General features: G+C 76.5%; 21 protein-coding genes. 8 read left to right on the top strand and 13 right to left on the bottom strand.

What is annotated here, in order from left to right; all coding sequences use genetic code 11:
* From NT8_RS28710 to NT8_RS15960, 6 genes are all read right to left on the bottom strand, one after another.
* Window positions 1-130: DUF1707 SHOCT-like domain-containing protein (locus NT8_RS28710; RefSeq protein WP_157515850.1), on the bottom strand; the 130-nt coding region annotated here is incomplete at its 3' end.
* Window positions 131-264: 134 nt separating this feature from the next.
* Window positions 265-684 (bottom strand): DUF1707 SHOCT-like domain-containing protein, encoded by a 420-nt coding sequence (locus tag NT8_RS15940; RefSeq protein WP_067970095.1) that lies wholly within the window; start codon window positions 682-684, stop codon window positions 265-267.
* A gap of 175 nt (window positions 685-859) precedes the next feature.
* The gene (locus NT8_RS15945) at window positions 860-1,483 is read right to left on the bottom strand and encodes an HAD family hydrolase (protein ID WP_067970048.1); all 624 of its coding nucleotides are present in this window, start codon (window positions 1,481-1,483) and stop codon (window positions 860-862) included.
* A 137-nt stretch (window positions 1,484-1,620) separates the two neighbouring features.
* The gene (locus NT8_RS15950) at window positions 1,621-2,157 is read right to left on the bottom strand and encodes a YbhB/YbcL family Raf kinase inhibitor-like protein (RefSeq protein ID WP_067970051.1); all 537 of its coding nucleotides are present in this window, start codon (window positions 2,155-2,157) and stop codon (window positions 1,621-1,623) included.
* A 78-nt stretch (window positions 2,158-2,235) separates the two neighbouring features.
* Window positions 2,236-2,952 (bottom strand): PIG-L deacetylase family protein, encoded by a 717-nt coding sequence (locus tag NT8_RS15955; protein ID WP_067970054.1) that lies wholly within the window; start codon window positions 2,950-2,952, stop codon window positions 2,236-2,238.
* A 153-nt stretch (window positions 2,953-3,105) separates the two neighbouring features.
* Window positions 3,106-3,651: a CGNR zinc finger domain-containing protein gene (locus NT8_RS15960; protein WP_067970057.1), complete on the bottom strand. Its 546-nt coding sequence runs from the start codon at window positions 3,649-3,651 to the stop codon at window positions 3,106-3,108.
* Window positions 3,652-3,827: 176 nt separating this feature from the next.
* Here NT8_RS15960 and NT8_RS15965 point away from each other — a divergent pair, with 176 nt between their 5' ends.
* Window positions 3,828-5,078: an MFS transporter gene (locus tag NT8_RS15965; RefSeq protein WP_067970060.1), complete on the top strand. Its 1,251-nt coding sequence runs from the start codon at window positions 3,828-3,830 to the stop codon at window positions 5,076-5,078.
* 317 nt (window positions 5,079-5,395) lie between these two features.
* On the opposite strand, the gene NT8_RS29375 is transcribed toward NT8_RS15965, so the two are convergent.
* Both NT8_RS29375 and NT8_RS15970 read right to left on the bottom strand, forming a co-directional pair.
* The gene (locus tag NT8_RS29375; protein ID WP_157515848.1) at window positions 5,396-5,578 is read right to left on the bottom strand and encodes a hypothetical protein; all 183 of its coding nucleotides are present in this window, start codon (window positions 5,576-5,578) and stop codon (window positions 5,396-5,398) included.
* A 101-nt stretch (window positions 5,579-5,679) separates the two neighbouring features.
* Window positions 5,680-6,834, bottom strand: coding sequence for an epoxide hydrolase family protein (locus NT8_RS15970; RefSeq protein WP_067970061.1), 1,155 nt, complete (start codon window positions 6,832-6,834; stop codon window positions 5,680-5,682).
* 63 nt (window positions 6,835-6,897) lie between these two features.
* On the opposite strand from NT8_RS15970, the gene NT8_RS15975 reads away from it, so the two are divergent.
* On the top strand, window positions 6,898-7,887 hold the full coding sequence (locus tag NT8_RS15975; protein ID WP_067970064.1) for a helix-turn-helix transcriptional regulator: 990 nt from the start codon (window positions 6,898-6,900) through the stop codon (window positions 7,885-7,887).
* 96 nt (window positions 7,888-7,983) lie between these two features.
* On the opposite strand, the gene NT8_RS15980 is transcribed toward NT8_RS15975, so the two are convergent.
* From NT8_RS15980 to NT8_RS15990, 3 genes are all read right to left on the bottom strand, one after another.
* The gene (locus tag NT8_RS15980) at window positions 7,984-8,583 is read right to left on the bottom strand and encodes a DUF1349 domain-containing protein (RefSeq protein ID WP_067970066.1); all 600 of its coding nucleotides are present in this window, start codon (window positions 8,581-8,583) and stop codon (window positions 7,984-7,986) included.
* 168 nt (window positions 8,584-8,751) lie between these two features.
* Window positions 8,752-10,623 carry a N,N-dimethylformamidase beta subunit family domain-containing protein gene (locus tag NT8_RS15985; protein ID WP_084468992.1) on the bottom strand — a complete coding sequence of 624 codons (1,872 nt, stop codon included), beginning with the start codon at window positions 10,621-10,623 and terminating at the stop codon, window positions 8,752-8,754.
* Window positions 10,620-11,840 (bottom strand): galactosyltransferase-related protein, encoded by a 1,221-nt coding sequence (locus NT8_RS15990; RefSeq protein ID WP_067970069.1) that lies wholly within the window; start codon window positions 11,838-11,840, stop codon window positions 10,620-10,622. The genes NT8_RS15985 and NT8_RS15990 overlap by 4 nt, the downstream gene beginning before the upstream one ends.
* Before the next feature lie 603 nt (window positions 11,841-12,443).
* Between NT8_RS15990 and NT8_RS15995 the strand changes: the two genes are divergently transcribed.
* Both NT8_RS15995 and NT8_RS16000 read left to right on the top strand, forming a co-directional pair.
* A complete protein-coding gene (locus NT8_RS15995) occupies window positions 12,444-13,712 on the top strand; it encodes an MFS transporter (protein WP_157515849.1) in 1,269 nt (422 codons plus the stop codon).
* Between the two features lie 166 nt (window positions 13,713-13,878).
* On the top strand, window positions 13,879-14,940 hold the full coding sequence (locus NT8_RS16000) for a ferric reductase-like transmembrane domain-containing protein (RefSeq protein WP_067970077.1): 1,062 nt from the start codon (window positions 13,879-13,881) through the stop codon (window positions 14,938-14,940).
* A gap of 33 nt (window positions 14,941-14,973) precedes the next feature.
* Here NT8_RS16000 and NT8_RS16005 read toward each other — a convergent pair whose 3' ends face one another.
* Window positions 14,974-16,515, bottom strand: a complete 1,542-nt coding sequence (locus NT8_RS16005) for a glycerol-3-phosphate dehydrogenase/oxidase (protein ID WP_067970080.1) — start codon at window positions 16,513-16,515, stop codon at window positions 14,974-14,976.
* A gap of 341 nt (window positions 16,516-16,856) precedes the next feature.
* Here NT8_RS16005 and NT8_RS16010 point away from each other — a divergent pair, with 341 nt between their 5' ends.
* The 3 genes from NT8_RS16010 (at window position 16,857) to NT8_RS16020 (ending at window position 22,725) form a co-directional block, all read left to right on the top strand.
* Complete coding sequence (locus NT8_RS16010) at window positions 16,857-18,134, top strand: ATP-grasp domain-containing protein (protein ID WP_067970082.1); 1,278 nt, start codon at window positions 16,857-16,859, stop codon at window positions 18,132-18,134.
* Between the two features lie 17 nt (window positions 18,135-18,151).
* A complete protein-coding gene (locus NT8_RS16015; protein WP_067970084.1) occupies window positions 18,152-20,176 on the top strand; it encodes a CocE/NonD family hydrolase in 2,025 nt (674 codons plus the stop codon).
* A 221-nt stretch (window positions 20,177-20,397) separates the two neighbouring features.
* Entirely contained in the window at window positions 20,398-22,725 is a 2,328-nt protein-coding gene (locus tag NT8_RS16020; RefSeq protein WP_067970087.1) for an ADP-ribosylglycohydrolase family protein, read from the top strand.
* A 100-nt stretch (window positions 22,726-22,825) separates the two neighbouring features.
* Here the strand turns inward: NT8_RS16020 and NT8_RS16025 are convergent, their stop codons facing one another.
* Window positions 22,826-23,053 carry a CsbD family protein gene (locus NT8_RS16025; protein WP_067970090.1) on the bottom strand — a complete coding sequence of 76 codons (228 nt, stop codon included), beginning with the start codon at window positions 23,051-23,053 and terminating at the stop codon, window positions 22,826-22,828.
* Window positions 23,054-23,308: 255 nt separating this feature from the next.
* Between NT8_RS16025 and NT8_RS16030 the strand changes: the two genes are divergently transcribed.
* Window positions 23,309-24,709 (top strand): APC family permease, encoded by a 1,401-nt coding sequence (locus NT8_RS16030; protein ID WP_084468993.1) that lies wholly within the window; start codon window positions 23,309-23,311, stop codon window positions 24,707-24,709.
* Window positions 24,710-24,778: the final 69 nt, after the last annotated feature.

A 24,778-nucleotide genomic window follows, 5' to 3' on the forward strand; every position in this document is an offset into this window, starting at 1 on the left:
CGCCCAGGACGACGGCGCGCATGGCGGTGTCGAGGCGGCGCTCGTATTCGGCGAGGTCGAGCCGGCCCTCTTGGAGGGCGATGGCGAGGCGCTCGGCGCAGGCGTCGCGATCGGCGTCCGAGGCGCGCATACGGCTCTCCGGGACGCGTTCGTCCTCCACGCCCACCCCCCTGCCGCACGTTGATGGGAGACCAACGATACGCCGGGAACGCGCGGCACAAAAGGCACCTGCCGGGCACACTCCTGTGACCGGCGGCGCGGGGGTCAGTCGTCGCCGGGGAAGAACACCATGGCGACGATGACGGCCGCCCAGATGCCGATGGGGATGAGCGGCCAGAACGGCTGCAGCTCGCCGCCGGCGAAGCTGGTGGTGCCCCAGATGCCGATCATGATGACCGAGCCGCCGAGCCAGTGCCGCCACTCGTCGAACCACTTCCGCCATTCGGAGGCGGGCGCGGCCGGGGCGTTCGCGGCGAGGTCGACCGGGCCGGAGTCGGCCGCGGGGCCGGCCGCCCCGCCCGGGGCCGGCAGGTCGGCCGTGATGGGGACGAGGTCGCCGATGGTGGTGGCCGCCAGCGCGGCGTTGAGCCGATGGTCGTACTCGGCCAGGTCGAGACGGCCCTCGGACAGCGCGGTCGCGAGGCGCTGGGCGGTGGCGTCGCGGTCGGCGTCGGAGGCGCGCATGCCCGGCTGCGGGGTCAGTTCGGTCGCCACGTCCACCCTCCTGTGGTCTCGGTGCCTCCGAGCCTACGGGCCGCGCCGCGCGGCGGCCTCCTCCCGCCGGGCGGTCCCCGGTACTCCTTTCGGACGACACCGGGGCCGGGGGCGCCTCGGGGTGGCCCCTGAGGCGGCGCCGGGGTCACATCGGGCCGAGCCGCTCGGTGAGGAAGGCGTCCAGCCCTTCGGGGCCGGCGTAGTGGTGGGTGTCGATGCCGAGCAGCTTGGCGGCGAGCACGTTCTCCTCGCGGTCGTCCACGAACACCACGTCCGCCGCCGGGGTCCCGAGTTCGGTGAGGACGTGCGTGTACACGGCGGGTTCGGGCTTGCAGGCGGCCAGGTCGCAGCTGAAGAAGAGCCGGTCGAACGGGGCGAGGGCGGGGGAGTGGCGGAGCGCGCCGGCGATGTCGTGCGGGGCGTTGGACAGCAGGGCGAGCCGGGTCCCGCGGGCGGCCAGCCGGTCGAGCAGGGCGGCGCTCGCCTCGGCCAGGTGCAGCCAGGAGCCGACGTCGGTCGCCCACAGGGCGTGCCGGGTGGCGGAGTCCCAGGCGGCGCCCAGCCGCCCGGCGACGCCGTCCCAGTAGTCGCGGGCGGCGCAGCCGCGGTCGTAGGCGCGGCGCTCGGCCCAGTACGCGGCCCAGAAGTCGGCCTCGGGCGCCCCGGACAGGCGCTCCAGTTCGGCCCGCGCCTCGGGGGAGGGCGGCAGGGAGAGCACCTCGCCGTAGTCGAACAGGACGGTGGAGGGGGCGCCGTCGCGGGAGGCCATGTGTGATCACACTCGTTCCGTGTTCGGAAGTTGCGAATTCGAACACACGATATGTGAGGTGAGGGGAGCGGGCAAGGGTGCGGGCCGCCCGCCGAACCGGCGGGCGGCCCTCCGGGGCGCGTCGCGGGACGGCCGCGCTACGCGACCTCGTACACCGGGGCGATGACCGCCCGCGCGATGGCGTGCGAGAACAGGTTGAAGCCGAGGTACGCCGGGCTGGCGGTGTCGTCGATGCCCAGCGTCGGCACGTCCAGGGCGTGCACCGCGAACATGTAGCGGTGCGGGCCGTGCCCGGCCGGCGGCGCGGCGCCGACGTACCGGCGGCCCCCGGCGTCGTTGCGCAGCGTGATCGCGCCCGGGGGCAGCCCCGAGCCGGCGTCGTCGCCCGCTCCGGTGGGCAGCTCCGCGACGTCGGCGGGGATGTCGCAGACCGCCCAGTGCCAGAAGCCGCTGGCCGTGGGGGCGTCGGGGTCGAAGCAGGTGACCGCGAACCCCCGGGTGCCCTCGGGGAACCCGCTCCAGGCCAGGTGCGGGGAGACGTCCTCGCCTCCGGCGCCCATCATCCCGCTGACCTGGGCGCGGGGCAGGGGGCGGCCGTCGGCGACGTCGTCGCTGGTCACCGTGAACACCGGAAGGTCCGGAAGGAAGTCGTACGGGGATGGCGGCTGGGCCACGTGGCTCCTCCTGTCGGTCGTGCGGTCGGGGACATCCTCCCCACTACCCCCACGATTATCGTGCGGCGCCCGCCCGGATCAGCGGGTGTCGACGACCCGGAACGCCTCGGCCAGCCGCCCCTCGGGCAGGCCGCCGCGCGCGGCGTTGGCGGCGTGCCACCCCCGCAGGTCCGCCTCCAGCGCGGCGACGTCGGCGATCTGGCTGGCGTGCGCGGCGAGCGCGGTGAACTTGCGGTCGATCACGTCGGTGACGTCGGTGTAGTGGTCGGCGCCCGGCGGGTGGACCACCCACACCTCCGGTACGGACCACGGGCGCAGGCCCTCGGCGAGCAGTTCCGGGTGGGCGTGCGGGTTGCGCGCGTCCGGGTAGACGGCGTTGATCCCGGCCTCGCCGGTGGCGAGGTGGTCGGGGTGGCTCGGCGCGATGGCCGACCAGTCCCGTTCGGGGCTGGGGATGACGACCCGCTGCGGGCGCACCTGGCGGATGACGCGGGCGATGTCGCGGCGCAGGTCCAGCGTCGGCAGCACCCGCCCGTCGGGGCGGCCGAGGAAGCGGACGTCGGTGACGCCCACGGCGGCGGCCGCCTTGCGCTGCTCCGCGCGGCGCAGCTCGGCGGTCTCCTCGGTGGTCGTGGAGCGCTCGTCGCCCCCCGCCTCGCCGTCGGTGACCATCAGGTAGGTCACCTCGGTCCCCGCGTCCGTCCACAGCGCCACGGTCCCGGCGCACCCGAAGTCGACGTCGTCGGGGTGGGCCATGACGACGAGCGCGCGTTCCACCGCCTCATCGACCGGCATGGGCGGTCCTCCTCTCCTTCGGGGGCGGCCCGGTGGCCGCCCGTACGAGCGACAGCGCCCGCCGCGCGCCGCCGATTCCGGTGGTGGCCGGAACCGGCGCGGCGGGAATCCCCCGGGCGGCCCCGGCGTTCGGTCCCGGCGGCCGCGCGCGGGTCAGCCGCGGGTGCGGACGCGGTGGGCGGCGACCCGCTCGCGCGTCGCGCACCGGCGCGAGCAGTAGCGGCGCGGGCTCCCACTGCCCGCGTCGACGAAGACCAACCCGCACGACGGCGACGCGCACACCCCGCCGGGCGGCCGCTGCCGGTCGGTGATGAGCAGCGCGAACACCAGGCAGGCCGACGTCGTGAACCACTCCGCCCACGGGGCGTCGTCGTGGGTGTCCACGTGGAGGTGCCAGTGCGTGGTGCCCCCGTGGCTGGTCAGCCGGGGCGGATGCGCGGTGGCGGCGAGCAGGCGGTTGACCGCCGCGGCGGCGCCGTCGGCGTCGGGGGCGGTCAGGACGGCGCGCAGGCGCTCGGCGGCGGTGCGCAGGTCGGCGACGTCGGACGGGGTGATGTGCGGATCGGTCTCGCCGTGGTTACGCAGGACGGCGGCGACGTCTCCGGGCGTGCAGGCGGGGTCGCGGACGAGGTTCGCCAGATCGGCGGTGCGGGCGGCGATGGCGCGCACCGAGCGGCCGGCTATCGCGTTCTGCGGCATGCGCCCACCGTAACGCCTCTTTCAGGTCATGCCGTTACCGGGTGGCGTCGCGCGCCATGGGCGACCCCATGACGCCTCTGCTCCGTTGTGTCGTTACCCGGGGGTGCCGCGCGTCATGGGCCCACCCCGTAACGCCTCTTTCCCGTTGTGCCGTTACCCGGGTAGCGTCGCGCGCCATGGGGGAACGCGTCCGGACCGCCGGATACCTGGCGGGTGCGCTGGCCGCCCGCACCGGCGACGAGGCGGCGGGGCCCGCGCTGCTGCTGCTCGGGGTGGCCGCCACCGGATCGGCGGCGCCGGGGGCGGCGCTGCTCGCCGCGCTGACGGCGGCCGCGGCGGTGGGCGGGCCGGTCGTCGGCGCCCTGCTCGACCGCGCCGCGCGGCCGGGCCGGACCATCGCGGTGGGGCTGCTGGGCTATGCGGCGGGGATGGCGGTCGCGGGCGCGGCGCTCGGCCGGGTGCCGACACCGTTCGTGCTCGGCGCCGCCCTGGTGGCGGGCCTGGCGGTGCCGGCGCTGTCGGGCGGGTGGACCGCGCAGCTGCCGCACGTGGTGCCGCCGGCCCGGGTCGCCCGCGTCGCCACGCTGGACGCGATGACCTTCGGCGCGGCCGGACTGGTCGGCCCGGCGCTCACCGGCCTAATGGCGACAGCGGCGGGCGCCCCGGCGGCGGTCGCCCTCGCCGCCGCCCTCGTGGCCCTGGCCGCCTGCGCGGCCCTCACCCTCCCCGCCGCCCCTCCCCGGCCGACGGACTCCGTCGCGGACCCCGAAGGCCCGGCGCGGCGGGCGGCGGCCGCCACCGGGGCGCGGGGGTTCGCCCGGGAGGTCGGCGACGGGGTGCGGGCCGTGGTCGCGGTGCCCGCGCTGCTGCGGGTGACCGTGGTGTCGGCGGTGGCGATCGCCGGGACCGGTGCGATGGTGGTCGCGGCGCCCCTGGTCGGGGCGCGGGTCCTGGGCGGAGCGGAGAACGGGGCGTTCCTGCTGGCCGGGTCGGCGGCGTGCGCGCTGGTCGCGAACCTGGTGTGCGCGCGGTGGCCGCCGCGCGCCCGGCCGGAGGCGGTCGTCCTGGCCTGCGTGGCGGCGCAGGCGGCGGGTATGGCGGCGGCCGCGACCGGCGGGCTGGATGCGGTGCTGATCGGGACCGCCGTGGCCGGCGCCGCCGAGGGCCCACTGCTGACGGCGGTGTTCGCCGTCCGCCACCGCGACGCCCCGCCGCGCCTGCGCGCCCAGGTGTTCACCACGGGCGCGAGCGCCAAGATCGGCGCGCTGGCCGCCGTCACGGCCGCCGCCGGCCCGCTGGCCGACCGGTCCCCCTTCCTGTGCCTGGCGCTCGCCGCCGCCCTGCACGTGGCGGCCGCGCTGCTGCACGTCCTCCTGGGCGGCCACCGCACCCGCCCGCACACGGCGGGCCGGACCACCGCCGCATGACGCGGGTGGTGGGCAGGCGAAGGCCCCGCCCGGCGTACGGCCGGGTGGGGCCTGGGTGACGCGCGCGTGGCGGGCCGGGCGGCCACCGGGTGACGCGCGCCCTTGATCGACGCGGTGAGGACGGCCCGGCGCCCCACCGGTTCCGCCCACCGGCCCTCCCCCGCGTCGCCCTCCGCACCGGCCTCGGGCCGACGTCCCCACCGACCTCGCGGGCGCCGCGCGTGGGGCCGGGATGGGCGGGTCGGTGCGACCGGCGCCCGGCCGGATGCCCGGGTGCGGGGCGTGGCGGCACCGCCCGTGCGCCCGATATTCGCGGGTCAGGCGGCGACGGCGGTGGGCGGTGCCGGGGCATCGAGGGCGGGGGCGTCGATCGGCGGGGTGCGCGCGGGGTCGGGGGTCACCGGGTCGGCGGCCAGCGCGACGGCGATGAGCAGGGCCGCCGACACCACCAGGGCACACCACTGCACGGCGGCCCTCGGCCGCGAGGCGAGTGCGGTCATGGGGAGATGCTGGCACATCCGACCCGGCCATAACCCCAGGTGAGAACGGCGCGTCGGGCTCCGGTCGCGATCTCCCCCCGCCCATCGCGGCCGTCGGCGGGCTACCGCAGGCCGCGGAAGAACGCGCGGACGTCGGCGGTGAGGAGGGCGGGTTCCTCCAGGGCGGCGAAGTGGCCGCCGCGGTCGACGTCGGTCCAGCGGACGACGGTGTTCTCGCGCTCGGTGTAGCGGCGGATACCGACGTCGTGGGCGAGCACCAGGGCCGCCGTGGGCACCCCCGAGTCCTCGGGCGCGGCGCCCCACGCCGACTGCTGGGCGTACCCGTTGTAGGCGGAGGTCCCGGCGGTGCCCGTGAGCCAGTACAGCATCACGTTGGTGAGCAGCCGGTCGCGGTCGAGCACCTCGTCCGGCAGCGCCGCGCGCGGGTGGGTCCACGCCTGGAACTTGTCCATGATCCAGGCGAGCTGGCCGACCGGGGAGTCGGTGAGTCCGTAGGCAAGGGTCTGCGGGCGGGTCGACTGCACGGCGATGTAGCCGAACTCCTCCGACATGAACGCCTCGATGCGGCGGATCCGGTCGCGCTCCAGGTCGGTGAGCGAGGCCAGTTCCTCCTCGGGCAGCGGGATCTCCGGGATCGGCCCCGGGCCGTTGAGGTGCACGCCCACCACCCGGTCGGGGGCGGCGCGCCCGAGGTCGGCGCTGACGGCCGCGCCCATGTCGCCGCCCTGCGCGCCGTAGCGCTCGTGGCCCAGGCGCCGCATCAGCTCGTCCCACGCCCGCGCCACGCGGGCGGTGTCCCAGCCGGGTTCCGCCACCGGGCCGGACAGCCCGTACCCGGGCAGGGACGGCACGACGACGTGGAAGGCGTCGGCGGGGTCACCGCCGTGGGCGGCCGGGTCGGTCAGCGGGCCGATGAGGTCGAGGAACTCCACCACGGACCCCGGCCAGCCGTGGGTGAGGACGAGCGGCAGCGCGTCCGCCTCGGGCGACCGGACGTGCAGGAAGTGCACGCGCTGTCCGTCGATGACCGTCGTGAACTGCGGGAACGCGTTCAGCTCCCGCTCGGCCCGCCGCCAGTCGTAGCCGTCGCGCCAGTACTCCGCCAGCCCGCGCAGCCACCCGGTGGGGACCCCGGTGTCCCAGTCGTCGCCGGGCAGCGGCGCGGGCCAGCGGGTGGCGCCGATGCGGGCGCGCAGGTCGTCGAGTTCCGCCTGCGGGACGTCGAGGCGGAAGGGGCGGATGTCGGTTTCGCTCATGACCGGGACGGTAGGCTCCACCCAGGACAGGGTCCGTCCTAGGTGCAGAGGAGAATCGGCGGTATGTGGGACACCTCCGCCCGGCTGCTCCGGCTCCTGTCCGTTCTCCAGGTCCCCGGCGACCACAGCGGGACCGACCTCGCCCGCCGCCTCGGCGTGGACGTGCGCACCGTCCGCCGCGACGTCGCCCGGTTGCGCGACCTCGGCTACCCGGTGGAGTCCCGCCCGGGGATCGCCGGGTACCGCCTCGGCGCGGGGGCGCGGCTGCCCCCGCTGCTGCTGGACGACGACGAGGCGGTGGCGGTCGCGGTCGGTCTGCGCGCCGCCGCCGGGGGCGGGGTGGCCGGGATCGAGGAGAGCTCGGTGCGGGCGCTGGCCAAGCTGGAGCAGGTGCTGCCCGCCCGGTTGCGGCACCGCGTCACCACGCTGAACGAGGCCACGGTCACCCTGTCGTCGGGCGCGCCCGGCGCCGACCCCGAGGTGCTGACCGCGCTGGCCGCCGCCTGCCGCCGCAACGAGCAGGTGCGCTTCGACTACACCGCCCACGACGGCACGACGGGGCGGCGCCGCGCCGAGCCGCACCGGCTGGTGCACGCCGGGGCGCGGTGGTACCTGGTCGCGTGGGACGTCGACCGCGCCGACTGGCGGACCTTCCGCGTCGACCGGCTCCGCCCGCGCACCCCCAACGGGCCCCGGTTCACCCCGCGCGAACCGCCCGAGACCGGCGTGGCCGCCGCCACCGCCTACGGGATCACCACCGGCGCCTACCGGTACCGGGGCCGGTTCACCCTGCACGTGCCGGTCCACGTCGCGGCGGACACCATCCCGCCGACCGTCGGCGTCCTGGAGGCGGTCGACGAGCACAGCTGCACGCTGCGCGCCGGCTCCGACTCGCTGGACGAACTGGCGCTGTACGTCGGGTTGTCCGGGCATCCGTTCGAGGTCCACGAGCCGCCGGAGCTGGTCGACCGCGTCCGGCGGCTGGCCGGCCTGCTCGGTGCGGCGGTGCCCGCCGGACCGGGGGACACCGCCGACCCTGGTGGTTCCGGATGACCCCCCGCCCCGCGCGGATCGGCGCGCGCCGCCCCGGGCCGCTCGCTGATCCGGTGGCCCGCGGGGGCCGGCCCGGCGGGCCGGCCCCCGCTCCGGTCAGGTGCCGCCGCGCAGGTCGGCCAGGCGGGTCGGGGTGAACGCGATCTCCTCGAAGCGGACGGTGCGCCCCTCGCCCGTCGGGCTCTGGGCGAGGAAGCCCACCTCCGGGTCGCCGTCCAGCGCGAAGTAGCGGACGAGGTGCCAGAAGTCGCCGTCCGCCCGCACGTGGAACGCGTACGCCGGGCCGAGGCGGCTGATGCGCAGCCGGACGTCACCGCCGTCGACCGCGAAGGAGTTGCAGTCGTCGGAGACGCCCCGGTTGACCACCGACACGATCGTCGGCCGCCCCTGCGGCGACGCCTCCAGGCAGAACTTCGCCCAGGTGTCCGCGCCCGCCCACAGCAGCAGCACGGCGGCGTCGTAGGTGGAGGCGAGGTCGAGCCGCACCCGCGCGCTCAGTGAGAAGTCGCCCTCGACCCGGCCCACCAGGGCGGGCGCGTTGGCGAACCGGGCGCTGCCGTCGGGGTCGGTGAACAGGTCGGTCCCGCCGCCCGCGGAGACGACGAGCGTGTCCTCGCCCTCCACGGACCAGTCCTCGGGCGGGGTGGTCCAGCGCAGCGGCGCCGGGAAGGCCGGGATGGCGACGGTGTCCTGCATGGCGGCTCCTCTCGTGAGCGGCCGGGCGCGCGGGGGTGCGCGCCCGGTGGGCCCGGTGACCGGTCCGGTACCGGGCGTGTCCGGCGGCGGGCACGCGGCGCCGCCGCCCCGCCGGGCGCGGCGGGGCGTCCGGCGGCGGACCCGCGGCACGGGTCCGCCGCCCCAGGGTCACAAAGACGCCTCCGGGCGGGCGGGCGGCGCGCCGGTCATGGTCGTGACGTCGCGCCAGGACAGCCCGCCGTCGGCGGTGGCGCCGGTGATCCGGCCCGCGACGGCGGTGAGCACGGCCAGGCCGGGCGCGGCGCACAGGTCGGTCCACCCGGTGTCGCCGGGCCGGCGGGTGCGCAGGACGCCGTCGCCGCCGACCGCGAACAGCCGCCCGTTCATGCCGGTGAGGGCGGTCAGCCCCGCGGCGTCGCCGTGCGGGGACCAGGCGGCGTCGCCGGCCGCCGCCAGCGGGCGGCGCCACAGCCGCCCGTCGCCGGTGAGCACGTACAGGTGCTCGTCCACCGGGTGCAGGTCGACGGCGCCGGAGGGGGCGGGGTACAGGTCGGTCCAGTCGGCGGGCCCGGGGGCCGGCGGGCGCAGCCGCACCCGGCCGTCGGCGAACAGGCCGTACAGCCCGACGGGGCACCCGGGCACCGCCGCGCCGGGCGCGGACAGCGCCACCAGCCCGGGAGCCGGGCCGAGCGGCCGCCACGGCAGGTTCTGGGTGCGGTCGAGACGGGTCCACAGGGTGCCGTCGGGGGCGGCGGCGAACAGCCGCCCCTCGCACGCGGCCAGCGCCACCGGCCGCACCGGTGCGGCGCCCATGGGCTCCCACTCCGGGGCCGCGCCGCCCAGCCGGTCCAGGACGTTGGCGGTGATGCGCGAGACGACCGGGTCGTCCAGCGCGTCGGCCCAGCCCACCGTCGCCGCGTTGAACACGGTGCCCCGGCCCGTGCGCAGCACGCCCATGGTGGCGCGCCCGCCCTTGCCGTAGCGGCTCCAGTGGCGCAGGTCGGCCGCCGCCAGGACGGTGAAGTCGCGGCTGGTGCCGTCGGCGCCGGTGGCCAGCGGGACGCCGTCGACCTCGCGGACGTCGGCGGCGTCGGTCTCGTAGCCCACCGCGCCGCGCCCGAACGTGTCGCCGTCGCGCAGCCCGGTGCCCGCGTAGACCCAGTGGTCGGCGAACGCCACGGTGTAGGCGGCGTGCCGCATGACCGACATGTCCTCCCAGCATCCGGCCCCGTTGCGGAAGCTCACCCCCAGCAGGGTGTTCTCGGGCCGGTGCACGGGCGCGCTCGACCACTCGACGGTGGTGCGCGCCGGGTCGGTGGCGGCCAGCGGGTCGCTGAGCGCGTCGCGGTAGCAGACCAGGGTCCGCTCGCCGTCCTCCAGCCGCACCTGCCACCAGCACGTGTTGCCGCAGAAGAAGGCGGCGTTGCCCCCGGCGGCGACGAACGCCTCGACGGAGTCGCGCATCTCGGCGGTCCAGTACTCGTCGTGGCCCGCGCACACCAGCATCCGGTAGTGGCCCACCAGGCCCGGGTCGGCGTGCAGGTCGACGTTGGAGCAGTACTCGACGCGCCGGCCCTGCTCGGCCAGCCACCGGTAGAAGCGGTCCTCCCAGTGCCCGGCCGGCCCGCCGCCGGGGCGGTCGAAGCTGACCCGCAGCGCGCGGTCGGGGCCCTCGGCCGGGTACAGCCCGGCGCCGGGGACGCCCGCCCCGTTGTACGCCTGCCAGGTCAGGAACGGCACCGCGACCAGGATCGGGCTGTCCGCGCCGGGCCGGGCCGTGCGCACCGCGAAGTACGCCTCCTGGCCGCCGGGGGAGAACCGGGCGGCGTACAGCGAGCTGGGCCACTCGGCCGGCACGTCGAGCTTCCATTCGGGCGCGGTGACGTCGAACTCCGCCACGTCCGCGCCGGTCACGGTGTCGCGGACGCGGACGCGCCCGGCGGTGGCGCCGTCGAGCCGGAACAGCAGGGTCTGGCCCTGGGCGACCGAGGTGCGCGTGGCGTAGACCGACAGCCCGCCGCCGGCGGCGGGCCCGTTCACGGCCGCCCTCCCGCGCGGGCGGCGGCCGGGCCGTCGGGCAGGCCGTAGCGGTCGCCCGGCCGCCACCCGCCCGGGGTGACGCCGGCGTTGAACGGGGCGCCGTCGAGGGTCATCTGCGGGCGGGGGTGCGCTAGGTGCAGCAGCGGGTCGTCGAAGCGGTCGAGCCGTCCGGCGGCGGACAGCCGCGCCACGACGTCGTCGTCCTCGCCGCCCCACCCCTGGAACCGCTCGTCGAACCCGCCGATGCGGTGCAGCACGTCGGCGCGGGCCCACAGCACGGCGCCCGGGGGCTCGCGCAGGACCAGCGCGCGCACGGCGTCGACGGGCACGTCGGGTGCGCCGTGCTCGATCCGGGACCGGATGGCGGCGTGCGAGGAGTCGGGGTCCAGGCAGTGCATGGCCCGGTAGGGGAGGAACGCGGCGAGCCCGCCGTCGGCGGCGCGGGCCAGGTTGCGCTCCAGGAAGCGGTCGTCCACGAGGATGTCGGCGTCGAGCACGCACACCCACTCCGGCGCGCCGGGCGTGCGGCGGACCCCGAGGTTGACCGCCCACGACTTGTTGAAGTGGCCGCCGTGCGGCGCGAACACGTAGTGGTCGGCCCACGGGCGGATGTGCCGCTCCCAGCGGGGGGTGTCGTCGGTCTCCACGACGGTGACGGCGACACCGGCGGGCGGCCGGTGCTGGGCGCGCAGCGCGGCCAGGCAGGCCAGCAGGTTGCGGGTGCGCGCGCCGCCGATGCGGTCCCGGAAGGGGATGACCACGGCCGTCCGGGGCGCCTCGGCGGGCGGGGCGGTGCGGGGCGGCCAGCCCAGGACGGTGTCGAGGCCGACGGGCGCCGCCGGGGCGGCCGGGCGGGGGCCCCGGTGGTAGTCGATGAGCAGGTGCGGGTCGGCGGCGGCGACGAGGTCCGCGAGCCGGTCCGCGGTGGCCGGGGCGGCGGCCAGCAGGGCGTCCAGGGAGTCGGCGAGCGCGCGTTCACGTGCGCCGTCGGCGGGCGCGGCGGCGAGCGCGGCCAGGTCGGCGGCCGCGCGGTGGCCCTCGGCGGCCGCGCGCAGCGGGTCGACCACCGAGCGGTAGTGGGGCGCGCAGATCTCCCACCAGTCGGCGGCGACCTGGGGCACCGAGGGGTCGTGGGCGAGGACGACGTAGCCGGCCAGCCGGGCGCCCAGCGATGCCCGGTGCGGCCGCCCCTTTGGTGCGGCGGAAGGGACGGGCATGGATTCCCCCTATCCGTGTCGGACGGTCGACCCTAACCCAGGCCAAAAATGGCGCGCAAGGAGTTGACACCGCTTCTCGGAGGCAAATACCTTCCTCCGTGGGAACGCTCCCAAAAATTGCTGTCATAATCTCGGCACCGCGGCGTCCAGGCCGCGGTGCCCGCCGCCGTATCGACGTGCGGCGACCCTCGGTCCACGTCCGGACACACGTTCCGGCGCCCCCGGCGCCGCTGGAAGACGGCTGGAGCACGCCTGCGATGGGTGATCGTCCGACTACGCAGAATCCCCGAACGGCGGTGCGCCGGGCGTTGCCGACCACCGATCGCCCACCGTGCTGCGACGGTCGCGCGACGGACCGTTATCGACAATGGTCGGGCGGGGGTGCCGCGCCATTCACGATGATCGGCGTCCGGTGCGGTAAAGAGGGCGCCGGTATTTTCCGGGAACCCGCCGCGCCCCGGAAATCCGGGGGATTCACCGGATGTTTTTCCGCCGTGTCCCGATCCGGTCGCGGAAAGGGCGCGGCCGGATTCGGCCGCAATGGCGGCGGGCGGCCGTCCGCGCGCCGCCGCGCCGCGCCCGCCGCCCCGGCGGGGGTGCGCCGTGGCTGAGCCGCGCACGCGGGCGCGGGCCCGCTCGCTGGCCGGCGTCCTGGGCGCGCCCGGGACGGCCGAACGCGCCCGCTGGGCCATCACGGCGGTCTTCCTCGTCAACGGCGCCGCGATGGCCAGCTACTTCGTCCGCGTGCCGTCACTGAAGGCCGCCCACGACCTCACCGACGGCCGGCTCGGCGTGCTGCTGACCACGGTCTCGGTCGCCGCCATGATCAGCATGCAGCTCGCCGGCGACCTCACCGCCCGGCTGGGCAGCGCCTGGATCGCCCGCGTCACCGCCATCGGTCTGCCGGTGGCCATGATCGGCTTGGGCCTCGCCGCGGACCCGCTGGTCCTCGTCGCGGTGCTGGTCGTCTTCGGCGCCGTCGACGGGCTGCTGGACGTCTCCATGAACGCGCAGGCCGTCGCCGTCGAACGCGCCCTGAAGCGGCCGATCATGAACGGCTGCCACGCGGCGTGGAGCATCGGCGCCGCCCTCGGCTCCACCCTCGGCGGCCTGGCCATGCGGGCGGACTGGTCGATCACCCGCCACTACGCGGTCCTCGCCGTGCTGCTCGTCGCGCTCGCCGCCGTCACCGGCCGCTGGTCGCTGCCCGCCTCGGCCGACCGCGCCGCGCCCGCCGACCCCGCCGACCCGGCGGCCGCCACCCGGCCCCGGCCCGGCTGGCGGACCGGGTGGAGCCGCCGCGTCGTGCTGTTCGGCGTCATGGGCGCCTCGGTGCTGCTGCTGGAGGGCGCCATCGGCACCTGGAGCGGCGTCCTGCTGCACGAGGACCGCGGCGCCCCGCTGGCGACCGCCTCGCTGGGCTACATCTGCTTCACCGTCCTGCAGGTCGCCGGGCGGTTGGTGGGCGACCGGCTCCAGGCGCGGTTCGGCGCGCCGACCCTGGTCCGGGTCAGCGGCTCGCTGGCCGTCGCGGGGCTGGCGGTGGTCGTCCTCAGCCCGACCCCGCTGCCGACCGTCCTCGGCTTCGCCGTCGTCGGCGCCGGGGTGTCGGTGCTGCTGCCGGTCATCTTCAGCTCCGTCGGCCACAGCGGGGGAGACGAGGGCGCCCCCGCCGGGGCCGCCGCAGCGCTGTCCCGGTTCACCACCATGACCTACACGGGCGCCCTGCTCGGCCCGGTCGTCATCGGCTGGCTGGCCGAGTGGTTCGGCCTGACCTGGACGCTGGCCGGGCTGCTGGTGCTGCTGGTGGGCGTCGTCCTCAACGCGCGGGCCACCGCCACCGCCGTCCGCTCCGGCCCGCCCGCGGGCTGACCCCGCCCGGGCCGCCTCCGCCGCCGGGGACAGCATGACCTGTCCCCGGGGGAAGTCCCGGCACCCCTCGGCGCCGGGGTAGAAAGGACCCGGGTTTCCGGCCGCACCGTGGAATCCGCCACGTCCGGGGCTCCCCGGGTGGTTCGGCGACGACGGGCGGTGCGGCATGGCGGGAACTCGGCAGACCTCGGGCGGACCCGGGCGGCGCGGCGCGCCCCCGCCGCGCTTCGACACCCCCGCGCTGCGGGCCGACCTCCGGGCCGCGGTGCCCGACGCCTCCGCCGCGCTGGTCGTCACCGCGGCCATCTTCGCCCTCCTCTACCGGCGGGTCGACACCGGCGCCTCCATGACGCTCGACGTCATGCCGGACCTGGCCGACGCGGGCGCGTACTGGATGTACTGGCTCTGCCAGGCGTTCGGCTGGTCGGCCCTGCTGTGGGCGTGGCTGACCGTCGGCCTGGGGCTGGTCCGGTCGAGCGCGCACCCCCACTGGCTGCCGGTCCCGGCGGCCCGCGTCGAGCGCTGGCACCGCACCACCAGCCTGACCACGATCGCGCTGATGTTCGGGCACGCGTTCATGTTCTTCGCCGAGCTGGTGCGCGGCAACGAGGACGGCCTGGGCCCGGCCGGACGCGTGTGGTCGGCGTTCGTCGACGTCTTCGTGCCCGGCGGCTACGCCACCGGCACCGGCCAGGTCGCGATCCTGCTCGGCCTGATCGCTTTCTACCTGGCGATCCCGCTGGGCCTGGCGTACTACCTGCGCCGGTCGACCGGCGGGCGGCTGTGGCGGGCGCTGCACCGGTTCGTCATCGCCGTCTACGTCCTCAGCGTCTGGCACACCCTGCTCTACGGCACCAACGTCTGGTTCGACGGGTGGTTCCGCACCCTGGTGTGGACGCTTCAGCTGCCCATCGCGGCGCTGCTCCTGGTCCGGCTGCTCGCCCCGGCGCTGCCCGCCGACCGGCTGCGGCGGCACGGCGCGGCCCGGACCCCGCTGCTGCCGGTGGCGGTGCGGGCGGCCGGGCGCGGCGCGGTGGCGGCGGTCGTGGTGGTGCTGCTCGCGGTCACCGCGACCGGGCGCGACGGCGGCCGTACCCCCGGCGCCGAGAGCGCCCCGCCGGTGGTCACCGAGGGCATGGTCTGGCTCGGCCTGGCGGTGCTGCTCGCGGTCATCGCCGCCGCGGTGGCCGCGGTGCGCCGCGCCGAACGCGGCGCGCCCGTGCGCTGACCCCGGCCGTTCGGCCCCCGCTGGACCGCCCGCTCACCCGCCGCCCGCCGCCTCCAGCGCCGCGCGGGCGTGCGGCAGGGCGCGGGCGCGCGCCGCCGGGTCCAGGCCGACCCGGGTGCGCCGGTCGAGCAGGTCGGCGGCGTCCAGCGCGCCCTCGTGGCGCACCGCGAACCGCAGCTCCGCCGCCGTGGCGGCCGTGCCCGCCGCGACGGGGGCGTGCGCGGCGGGGTCGCCGCCGCCCTCGGCGAGGACCGCCACCGCCTCGGTGCCGTACCGGTGGACCAGCCGGGCCGGCGCCGGGACGCGGGCGAGGGCGGGGCGCGGCGCCGCCCCGACGAGGGGCAGCCGGCGGGTGCGGCAGGGTCCGGCGGCGAGGCCGGCGGCCGCCACGGCGGCGTCGACGGCGTCCTCGGCCATCCGCCGGTAGGTGGTCAGCTTGCCGCCGACGACGCTGACCAGGCCGTCCGCCCGGGTCAGCACCGTGTGCCGGCGGCTGAGGTCGGCGGTGCGGCCGGGCCCCGCGTCCAGCAGCGGGCGCAGCCCGGAGAACGTGCCCAGCAGGTCGGCGCGGTCCAGCGGCACGGCGAGGACGGAGGAGGCCACGTCGAGGAGGAAGCCGATCTCGTGGTCGGCGGCCTCGGGCACGTCGGGCAGGTCGGTGCCGGCGTCCTCGTCGGTCAGGCCGACGTGCACCCGGCCGTCCTCGGCGGGCAGGGCGAACACGAACCGGCCGCGCTCGCCCGGCACCGGGACGGTGAGGCCCGCCGCCAGCCCGCCGAACACCGCGCGGGGGAACACCAGGTGGGTGCCGCGGCTGGGCCGCAGCGCGATGTCCCCGGCGACCCGGCCCGCCCACACCCCGGCGGCGTTGACGACGGCGCGCGCGGCGACGTCGCGCCGCTCCCCGGTCAGGACGTCGCGCAGCACCGCCCCGTGCCCGGTGACCTGCTCGGCCGCGCAGCGGGTGAGCACGCGGGCGCCCAGCCCGGCGGCGGTGCGGGCCAGCGCGACCACCAGCCGGGCGTCGTCGGTCAGCCGCCCGTCCCAGTTGAGCAGCCCGCCCCGCAGGCCGTCCCGGCGCACCGTGGGCGCGGCGCGCAGCACCTCGGTGGGCGAGAGCCGGCGCGGGGGCCCGAGGACGGCGGCCGGGGTGCGCGCGGCCGCGCGCAGCGCGCCGCCCGCCGCGAACCCGGCGGCGACAACGGCGGCGGTCCGCCGGGACACCCCGGGCAGCAGCGGCACCACCTGCGGCAGCGGGCGCACCAGGTGCGGGGCGGTGCGGGTCATCAGCACGCCGCGTTCGACGGCGCTCTCCCGGGCCAGGCCGACGTCGCCGGTCGCGAGGTAGCGCAGCCCGCCGTGGACCAGCTTGGAGCTCCACCGGCTCGTGCCGGAGGCGAGGTCGGCGCGTTCGGCCAGGACGACCGACAGGCCGCGCGCCGCCGCGTCGAGGGCGACCCCCGCGCCGGTCACGCCGCCGCCGACCACGAGCAGGTCGACCGGGGTGTCCGGGCGCAGCGCGTCGAGTTCGCGGGCCCGGCGCTCCGCGTTGAGCGAGGTCCCGGGCGCCGTCACGGCGCCGGGACCGTGCCGGGGGGCGGCCCGGGCCGCCCGCGCGGGATGTTACACATCGACGTCATGTGTCAAACCGTAACACCTCCATTCGGACATACCAGGATGAGGGCGGGCGAATCTACGTTGTACGGGTGATCGGGGCATCCGGAACGCCGGGAACCCGCGGGGCCCGCGAGCGGTTCCGCGCGCTCCGGCGCGCGGCCCCGCACGCCCGCCGCGCAGGGCCTCCGGCACCCCGCGCGCCCGCCCCGGCACCGGGGCGCCGCGGGCCTCCCGTTTTGGACCGCGCGAACGGGGGGTAGCGGGGCGGGGTCCCCACGAACCCCCAAGGAGGAGTGCACATGGCGCAGGCCAACATCTTCGTCATCGGTCTGGACGAGACGAACCTCGACACGCTCAAGGACGTCCCGCAGTCGATCGACTACCGCTTCCACCCCCTGCTCGGCGTGGAGGAGCTGCAGTACGGCGAGATCGACATCGCGGCCCTGCTCGACAAGGCCCGCGCCGAACTCGACGCGTTCGACGGCACCATCGACGCCATCGTCGGCTACTGGGACTTCCCGGTGAGCACCATCGTCCCCCTCCTCGCCAAGGAGTACGGGACGCGCGCCACCAGCCTGGAGTCGGTGCTCAAGTGCGAGCACAAGTACTGGAGCCGGCTGGAGCAGCGCAAGGTCATCGACGAGCACCCGGCGTTCGCGCTGGTGGACCTGGACGGCGACCCGGAGCCGCCCGCCGAGGTCGGGTTCCCGATGTGGCTCAAGCCGGTGAAGTCGTTCTCGTCCGAACTGGCGTTCCAGGTGACCGACGAGAAGGAGTTCACGGAGGCGGTGAACGCCATCCGCGACGGCGTCAGCCGCGTCGGCCGCCCGTTCGAGTACATCATGGAGCACGTCGACCTGCCGCGGGAGATCGCCGAGGCGGGCGGGCAGGCATGCCTCGCCGAGGCCGCGCTGACCGGTGAGCAGTGCGCCGTCGAGGGCTACGTCTACAACGGCAAGGTGGTCGTCTACGGCGCGCTGGACTCCATCAACTACCCGGACACCCCGGTCTTCCTCCGCCACCAGTACCCCTCGACCCTCCCGTCGCGGGTGGTGGACCGGCTGCGCGACGTCTCCGAGCGGGTCATCACCCAGGTCGGCATGGACAACGCGACCTTCAGCATCGAGTTCTTCTACGACCACGACACCGACGCGGTGAACCTGCTGGAGATCAACGCCCGCCACTCCCAGTCCCACGCCGAGCTGTTCGAGTTCGTCGACGGCGTCCCCAACCACCACGCCATGCTCAGCCTCGCGCTCGGCCGCGACCCCCACATGCCCGATCAGTCCGGCCCCTACGAGGTGGCCGCCAAGTGGTACCACCGTCGGTTCGAGGACGGCGTGGTCCGACGGGTCCCCACCGCCGAGGAGATCGCCGACATCGAGCGCGACATCCCGGGCGTCCGGGTCGACGTGGTCCCCTCCGAGGGCGAGCGGCTGTCCGACATGCCCGGCCAGGACAGCTACAGCTTCGAGCTGGCGCACGTGTTCATCGGCGCCGACAGCCACGAGGAGATGCGGCGCAAGTACGACGACTGCGTCGCGGCGCTGCGCTTCGAGTTCGACGGCGTCGCCTGAGAGGAGGAACCGCGCACATGCGCTCCGTCACCGCGCTGCCGTACTCCGTCAAGGAGGAGGAGCACGTCTGGATCCCGATGTCGGACGGCACCCGGCTGGCCGCCCGCATCTGGCGGCCCGCGTCGTCCGACGACGAACCCGTCCCCGCCGTGCTGGAGTACATCCCCTACCGCAAACGCGACCTCACCTCGGTCCGCGACTCCATCCACCAGCCCTACATGGCGGGCCACGGCTACGCCTGCGTGCGGGTCGACCTGCGGGGGACCGGCGAGTCCGAGGGCGTGCTCGTCGACGAGTACCTGGAGATCGAGCAGCGCGACGCCGAGGACGTCCTGGCCTGGATCGCCGAGCAGCCCTGGTGCGACGGCGCCACGGGCATGATGGGCATCTCGTGGGGGGCGTTCAGCGCGCTCCAGGTGGCGGCGCGCCGCCCGCCGAGCCTGCGCGCCATCGTCATCGCGTCGTTCACCGACGACCGCTACGCCGACGACTTCCACTACATGGGCGGCTGCCTGCTGTCGGACAACCTGGGCGAGTCGGGCACCATGTTCGCCTACGCGACGTGCCCGCCCGACCCGGCCCTGGTGGGCGAGCGGTGGCGGGAGATGTGGCGGGAGCGGCTGGAGGGCTCCCAGCCGTGGGTGCTGGAGTGGCTGCGCCACCAGCGGCGCGACGACTACTGGCGGCACGCGTCGGTGTGCGAGGACTACTCGGCGGTGGCGTGCCCGGTGCTGGCGTCCAGCGGGTGGGCCGACGGCTACTCCAACCCGGTCACCCGGCTGCTGGCCCGGCTGGACGTGCCGCGCAAGGGGCTCATCGGCCCGTGGTCGCACAAGTACCCGCACCTGGGGCAGCCGGGCCCGGCCATCGGCTACCTGCAGGAGGTGGTGCGGTGGTGGGACCACTGGCTCAAGGGCGAGGACAACGGGGTCATGGACGGGCCCATGCTCCAGGCGTGGATGCAGGACAGCGTGCCCCCGTCCACGGCCTACGAGGAGCGACCGGGGCGCTGGGTGGGGGAGCCGTCGTGGCCCTCGCCGCACATCGAGGAGGTCGCCACCCCGCTGAAGCGGCACGGCATCGGGGCGCCCGGCGAGGAGGTCGCCGAGACGGCGCTGACGGTGCGCTCCCCGCTGTCGGTGGGCCAGTTCGCCGGCAAGTGGGCGTCCTACAACGCCCCGCCCGACCTGCCCTACGACCAGCGCGAGGAGGACGGCGGGTCGATCGTGTTCGACAGCGACGAGCTGACCGAGCGCCTGGAGATCCTCGGCGCCCCCACGGTGCGGCTGGAGCTGTCGGTGGACCGGCCGGTGGCCATGGTCGCGGCGCGGCTGTCCGACGTCGCGCCCGACGGCAGCGCCACGCGCGTCACCTACGGGCTGCTCAACCTCAACCGCCTGGACGGCCGCGACGACCCCGAGCCGCTGGAGCCCGGGCGTCGCTACCAGGCCGAGTTCCAGCTCAACGGGGTGGCGCAGGCGTTCCCGCCGGGGCACCGGGTGCGGCTGTCCCTGTCGACGTCGTACTGGCCGCTGGCCTGGCCCGCGCCGGAGCCCGTGCTGCTGACCGTCTACACCGGGTCGAGTTCGCTGACGCTGCCGGTGCGGCCGACCGAGGCGCCCGACGAGGTGCCGGCCCGCCCGTTCGGCGAGCCCGAGGGCGCGCCGCCGATCTCCACCACGCAGCTGACGCCGCCCGAGCAGAGCTGGAAGGTCTGGCGCGACCTGGTCGACTACAGCGCCGCTCTGGAGATCGTGAAGGACGGCGGGACCGTCCGCTACGACGACATCGGGCTCGACGTGGGGCGCCGCGCCTACGAGCGCTACGACTCCGTCGCCGACGACTTCACGTCGGTGCGCGGCGAGACGGCGTGGACGATGCGGTTCACCCGGGGCGGCTGGGACGTGCGCACCGAGACCCGGACGGTGCTGCGCTCCACGGACACCGACTTCGTGCTGCACGCGACCCTCGACGGCTACGAGGGGTCGGAGCGGGTGTTCTCCCGCGAGTGGAACACCACCGTCCCGCGCGACCACCTCTGACCGCCCACCCGTCCGGCAGCCCGGTCGGCCGCCGACCCGCCGCCCCCGGCCCGCCGGGGGCGGCGGCGTGCGTTCGGCGGTGCGCCGTCGTGCGGCGTCGTGCGGCGGTGCGGCGGCGGAACCCGCGCCGGGCCGCCGCGCGTCGTAGCCATGCTGTTGGCTGGAGTCGGCGGACGCGGGCCGGTGCCGGGGCCGCGCCGCAGCGATGAAGGAGGCGCCCTATGCACCTGTCCGCGCGGCTGGACCTCGCCGACGTCCCCCCGGGCTCGGGCGGCGACGTCGTCGCCCTGCTCGACATCACCGCCCCCCGCCAGGAGGCGGGCGCCGACCGCCCGCCCGCCACCCTCCAGGTGGTGCTCGACCGCAGCGGGTCGATGGGCGGGGGCCGGCTCGACGGGGCGGTGCGGGCGCTGCTCGACCTGGTCGACCGGCTCGACCCCCGCGACCACCTGGGGATCGTCACGTTCAACAACCAGGCCCGGGTGGAGGTGCCGGCGGGGCCGCTCACCGACAAGGAGGCGGTGCGCCGCCGTATCCGCGCGCTGCGCGCCAGCGGGGGCACCGACCTGTCCAGCGGGCTGCTGCGCGGCGTCCAGGAGGCGCGGCGGGCCTCGGGCGACCGGGGGGCCACGCTGCTGCTGATCAGCGACGGCCACGCCAACCAGGGCGTCACCGACCACGCCCGGCTGGCCGCGGCCGCCCGTGACGCCTACGGCCACGGGGTGACCACGACGACGCTGGGCTACGGGCTCGGCTACGACGAGGCGCTGCTGGGCGCGATCTCCGACGGCGGGGCGGGCAGCGCCCTGTTCGCCGAGGAGGCCGACACCGCCGGGCAGCTCATCGCGGGCGAGGTCGACCACCTGCTCGACAAGGCCGTGCAGGCGGCGTCGCTGCGCGTGCGCCCGGCCGGGCCGGTGGGCGCGGTCGCGGTGATCGGCGAGCTGCCCGCCACCCGGATGCCCGACGGCTCGGTCATGGTCGAGCTGGGCGACTTCTACGGCGGCGAGCGGCGGCGCGTCCTGCTGCGCTGCGTGCTGCCGCCGACCGCGGGCACCGGGCGGGTCCCGGTCGCGGAGGTCGAGGTGGGCTACGCCGACCCGGCGACCCTGGCCTCGCACACGGTGGCGCTGCGGGTGGAGGCCGACCTCGGCGGGGCGGACGGCGCCGGCGGCCACGCGCCCGACCCCGAGGTCCGCACCGAACTGGCGTTCCAGCAGGCGCAGACCGCCAAGCGCGAGGCGAGCGAGGCGCTGCGGCGCGGCGACCGGCCCAGTGCCGCCGCGACGCTGGCGGCGGCCCGCGCCGCCCTGGCCGCGCGGCGGCCGGGCGGCGCGGACGCCCCGGCGGGCGCCGCGCCCGAGCTGGACGCCCAGGTGGCCGAGCTCGACGCGCTCGCGGCGGCCGCGCTGCACGGCGACGCCAACCGGACGGCCAAGGCCGCCTACGCCAGCCAGCACGGCGCCACCCGCCACCGGGGCCGCTACCAGGCGGGCCTGGCCGACGGCGGGCCGCCCGTCCCCCCGCCCCCGCCCGCCCCCGGCGGGCCCGGCGGCGGCCGGACCGGCGCCGCCGGCCGGGCGCGGGGCGGAGCGGCCCCCGTTCCGCCGCCGCCCCCGGCCGCGTCCGCCCCGCCCCGCGGCGCGGCGGACGCGCCGGGCGCGGCCGCCGCGTCCGGGGGCACCGACGCCGGCCGGCTGCGGGCGAGCCTGGAGGGCCTGTCCGTGGGGGACGCGTTCGGTCAGCGGTTCTTCCGCCCCGAGAGCAAGGGCCTGCCGCCGGACGCGCTGCCGCCGGCGCCGTGGGCGTGGACCGACGACACCGAGATGGCGTGCTCGGTGGCGGACGTCCTGCTCCGCCACGGCCGCGTCGACCAGGACGCGCTCGCCGAGGCGTTCGCCGCGCGGTTCGACGTGGGGCGCGCCTACGGCGGCGGCGCGCTGGAGCTGCTGGAGCGCATCCGGGCGGGCGCCCCGTGGCGCGCCGCCGCAGCGGAGCAGTTCGGCGGCTCCGGCTCCTACGGCAACGGGGCCGCCATGCGGGTGGCCCCGCTCGGGGGCTACTACGCCGGGGACCCGGCGCGGGCGGCCGCCGAGGCGGCCCGTTCGGCCGAGGTCACCCACACCCACCCCGAGGGTGTCGCCGGCGCGGTCGCGGTGGCCGCGGCCGCCTCCGCCGCGGCGGGGGAGCCGGCGGCCGACCCCGCCGCCGCCCTGGACGCGGCGATCGCCCACACACCGCGCTCGCGGGTGCGCGCCGGGCTGGAGAGCGCCCGCGCGCTGCTGGGCCGGTCGGCCGGGGAGGCGGCGCGCGAACTCGGCAACGGCGCGCGGATCAGCGCCCCGGACACCGTTCCGTTCGCGCTGTGGGCGGCGACGGTGCACGCCCGCGACCTCGCGGCGGCGGTGCGCTGCTGCGTGGGCGCCGGCGGCGACATGGACACCACGGCGGCGATCGCGGGCGGCGTCGTGGGCGCCCGGGTCGGGGTCGACGGGATCCCGCCCGCGTGGCGCGCCGCCCGCGAGCCTCTGCCGGCCTGGCTGGGCTGAGGCCGCGCCGCCCCGGCGCCCGACGGCGGACCGGGGCGCGGACGCGCGCCGGGGGCGGACCCGCGTACGGGTCCGCCCCCGGTGGTGCGGGGTGCGCCGGTCAGACGCGGCGGTCGGGGCCGGGGCCCTTCTTGTCGCCGCGCAGTCCCTCGGCGACGCCGCGCGCGGTGTCCTTGGCGTCCTCCTTGGCCTCGCGGGCGCTGCCCTTGGCCTGCTCGGCGCGGCCCTCGTTCTTCAGCCGCTCGTTGCCGGTCGCCTTGCCGGCCGTCTCCTTGAGCTTGCCCTTGGCCTGCTCGCCCTTGGCCTGACCCTTCTCACTGGCGCTCATGTCCGCCTCCAGACGTGGGGTTCGGACCCCGGGTTCCCGGGGTGCGGCGTACGCCCTTCCACTGCCGCGATCCGCTCCGGTTATGCGTGGGGATCCGGTTCCGCCCTGTTCGCAGGGGTTTCCGGGGGTCGCGACGGGCGGCGACGCGCCCGAAACGGGAACAAGGTCCTCCCGGTGAGTTCACACCACGTCAGAGGGCTACTACGCTTCCGGGGTCGATATAGCCGATACGAGCAGGATGGACAAGGGTCAGACGTGAGTGAAGAGAATCGGCCGGACCGCGGCGCCCCGGTGGAGGAACGCCCCGACGGCACCCCGCTGAAGCGGGTCATCGGCCCCAAACTGCTGCTGCTGTTCGTCGTCGGCGACATCCTGGGCACCACCGTGTACTCGCTGACCGGCCAGGTGGCGGGGCGTGTCGGCGGTGCGCTGTGGGTGCCGTTCCTCGTGGCGTTCCTGGTGGCGTTCCTGACCGCGTTCAGCTACCTGGAGCTGGTCAGCAAGTATCCGCGCGCCGCCGGTGCGGCGCTGTACGTCCACAAGGCGTTCGGCGTGCACTTCCTGACGTTCATGGTGGCGTTCGCCGTGATGTGCTCGGGGATCACCTCGGCGTCGTCGGCCGCCCAGGGCTTCAGCGGCGACTACCTCACCGCGCTCGTCGGGCCGGGCACGCCCGGCTGGCTGGTCGCGATCGGCTTCCTGCTGGTGCTCGCCGGGATCAACCTGCGCGGCGTGAGCGAGTCGGTCAAGATCAACATGGTCCTGACCCTCATCGAGGTGTCCGGCCTGGTCATCGTGATCGTGTTCGGTCTGCTCGCCATCTTCGGCGGGTCCGCCGACCCGGAGCTGGCCCCCGACCCCGGGCGCCTGCTGGAGTTCAACTCCGACTCCGGCCCGTTCCTGGCGGTCACCTCCGCCACCGCCCTGGCGTTCTTCGCCATGGTCGGGTTCGAGGACTCGGTCAACATGGCCGAGGAGACCAAGGACCCGGTCAAGACGTTCCCCCGCGTGGTGCTGATGGGCCTGTGCATCACCGCCGTCATCTACCTGGTCATCGCCGTCGTCACCTCCACACTGGTCCCCACCGACCTGCTGGCCGGGTCCGACGGTCCGCTGCTGCTCGTCGTGCAGGCCGCGGCGCCGTGGTTCCCGGCGGCGGCGTTCGCCGTCATCGCGATGTTCGCGCTGACCAACACGGCGCTGATCAACATGCTCATGGCGAGCCGGCTGCTGTACGGCATGGCCAACGAGCGCATCATCCCGCGCATGTTCGGGTCGGTGCTCGCCGTGCGCCGCACGCCGTGGGTGTCGATCCTGTTCACCAGCGTCATCGCGATCATCCTGGTCAGCTCGGTGACGATCGCCGACCTCGGCGGCACCACCTCGCTGCTGCTGCTCATGGTGTTCGCCGTGGTCAACGTCGCCGTCCTGGTGCTGCGCAAGGAGAAGGTGGCGCACCAGCACTTCACCGCCCCGACGTGGGCGCCGGTGCTCGGCGCGATCACCTGCGTGTTCTTCGCGCTGCCCATCACCGGCCGGCCGCTGCGCGAGTACGCCATCGCCGCGGCGCTGCTCGGCATCGGCGTGGTGTTCTGGCTGGCCAACCACTTCCTGGGCCGGCGCGTCGACTTCGACCCCGCCGCCCTGGAGAAGTGACCCGCGCCGGCCCCCGCTGAGCGGGGGCCGCGCCGTGCCCGCGCGCGGCGGCCGACCCCCGGCCGCCGC

The organism is Nocardiopsis trehalosi NBRC 14201 (assembly GCF_001552555.1).
Lineage (GTDB): Bacteria > Actinomycetota > Actinomycetes > Streptosporangiales > Streptosporangiaceae > Nocardiopsis_B > Nocardiopsis_B trehalosi.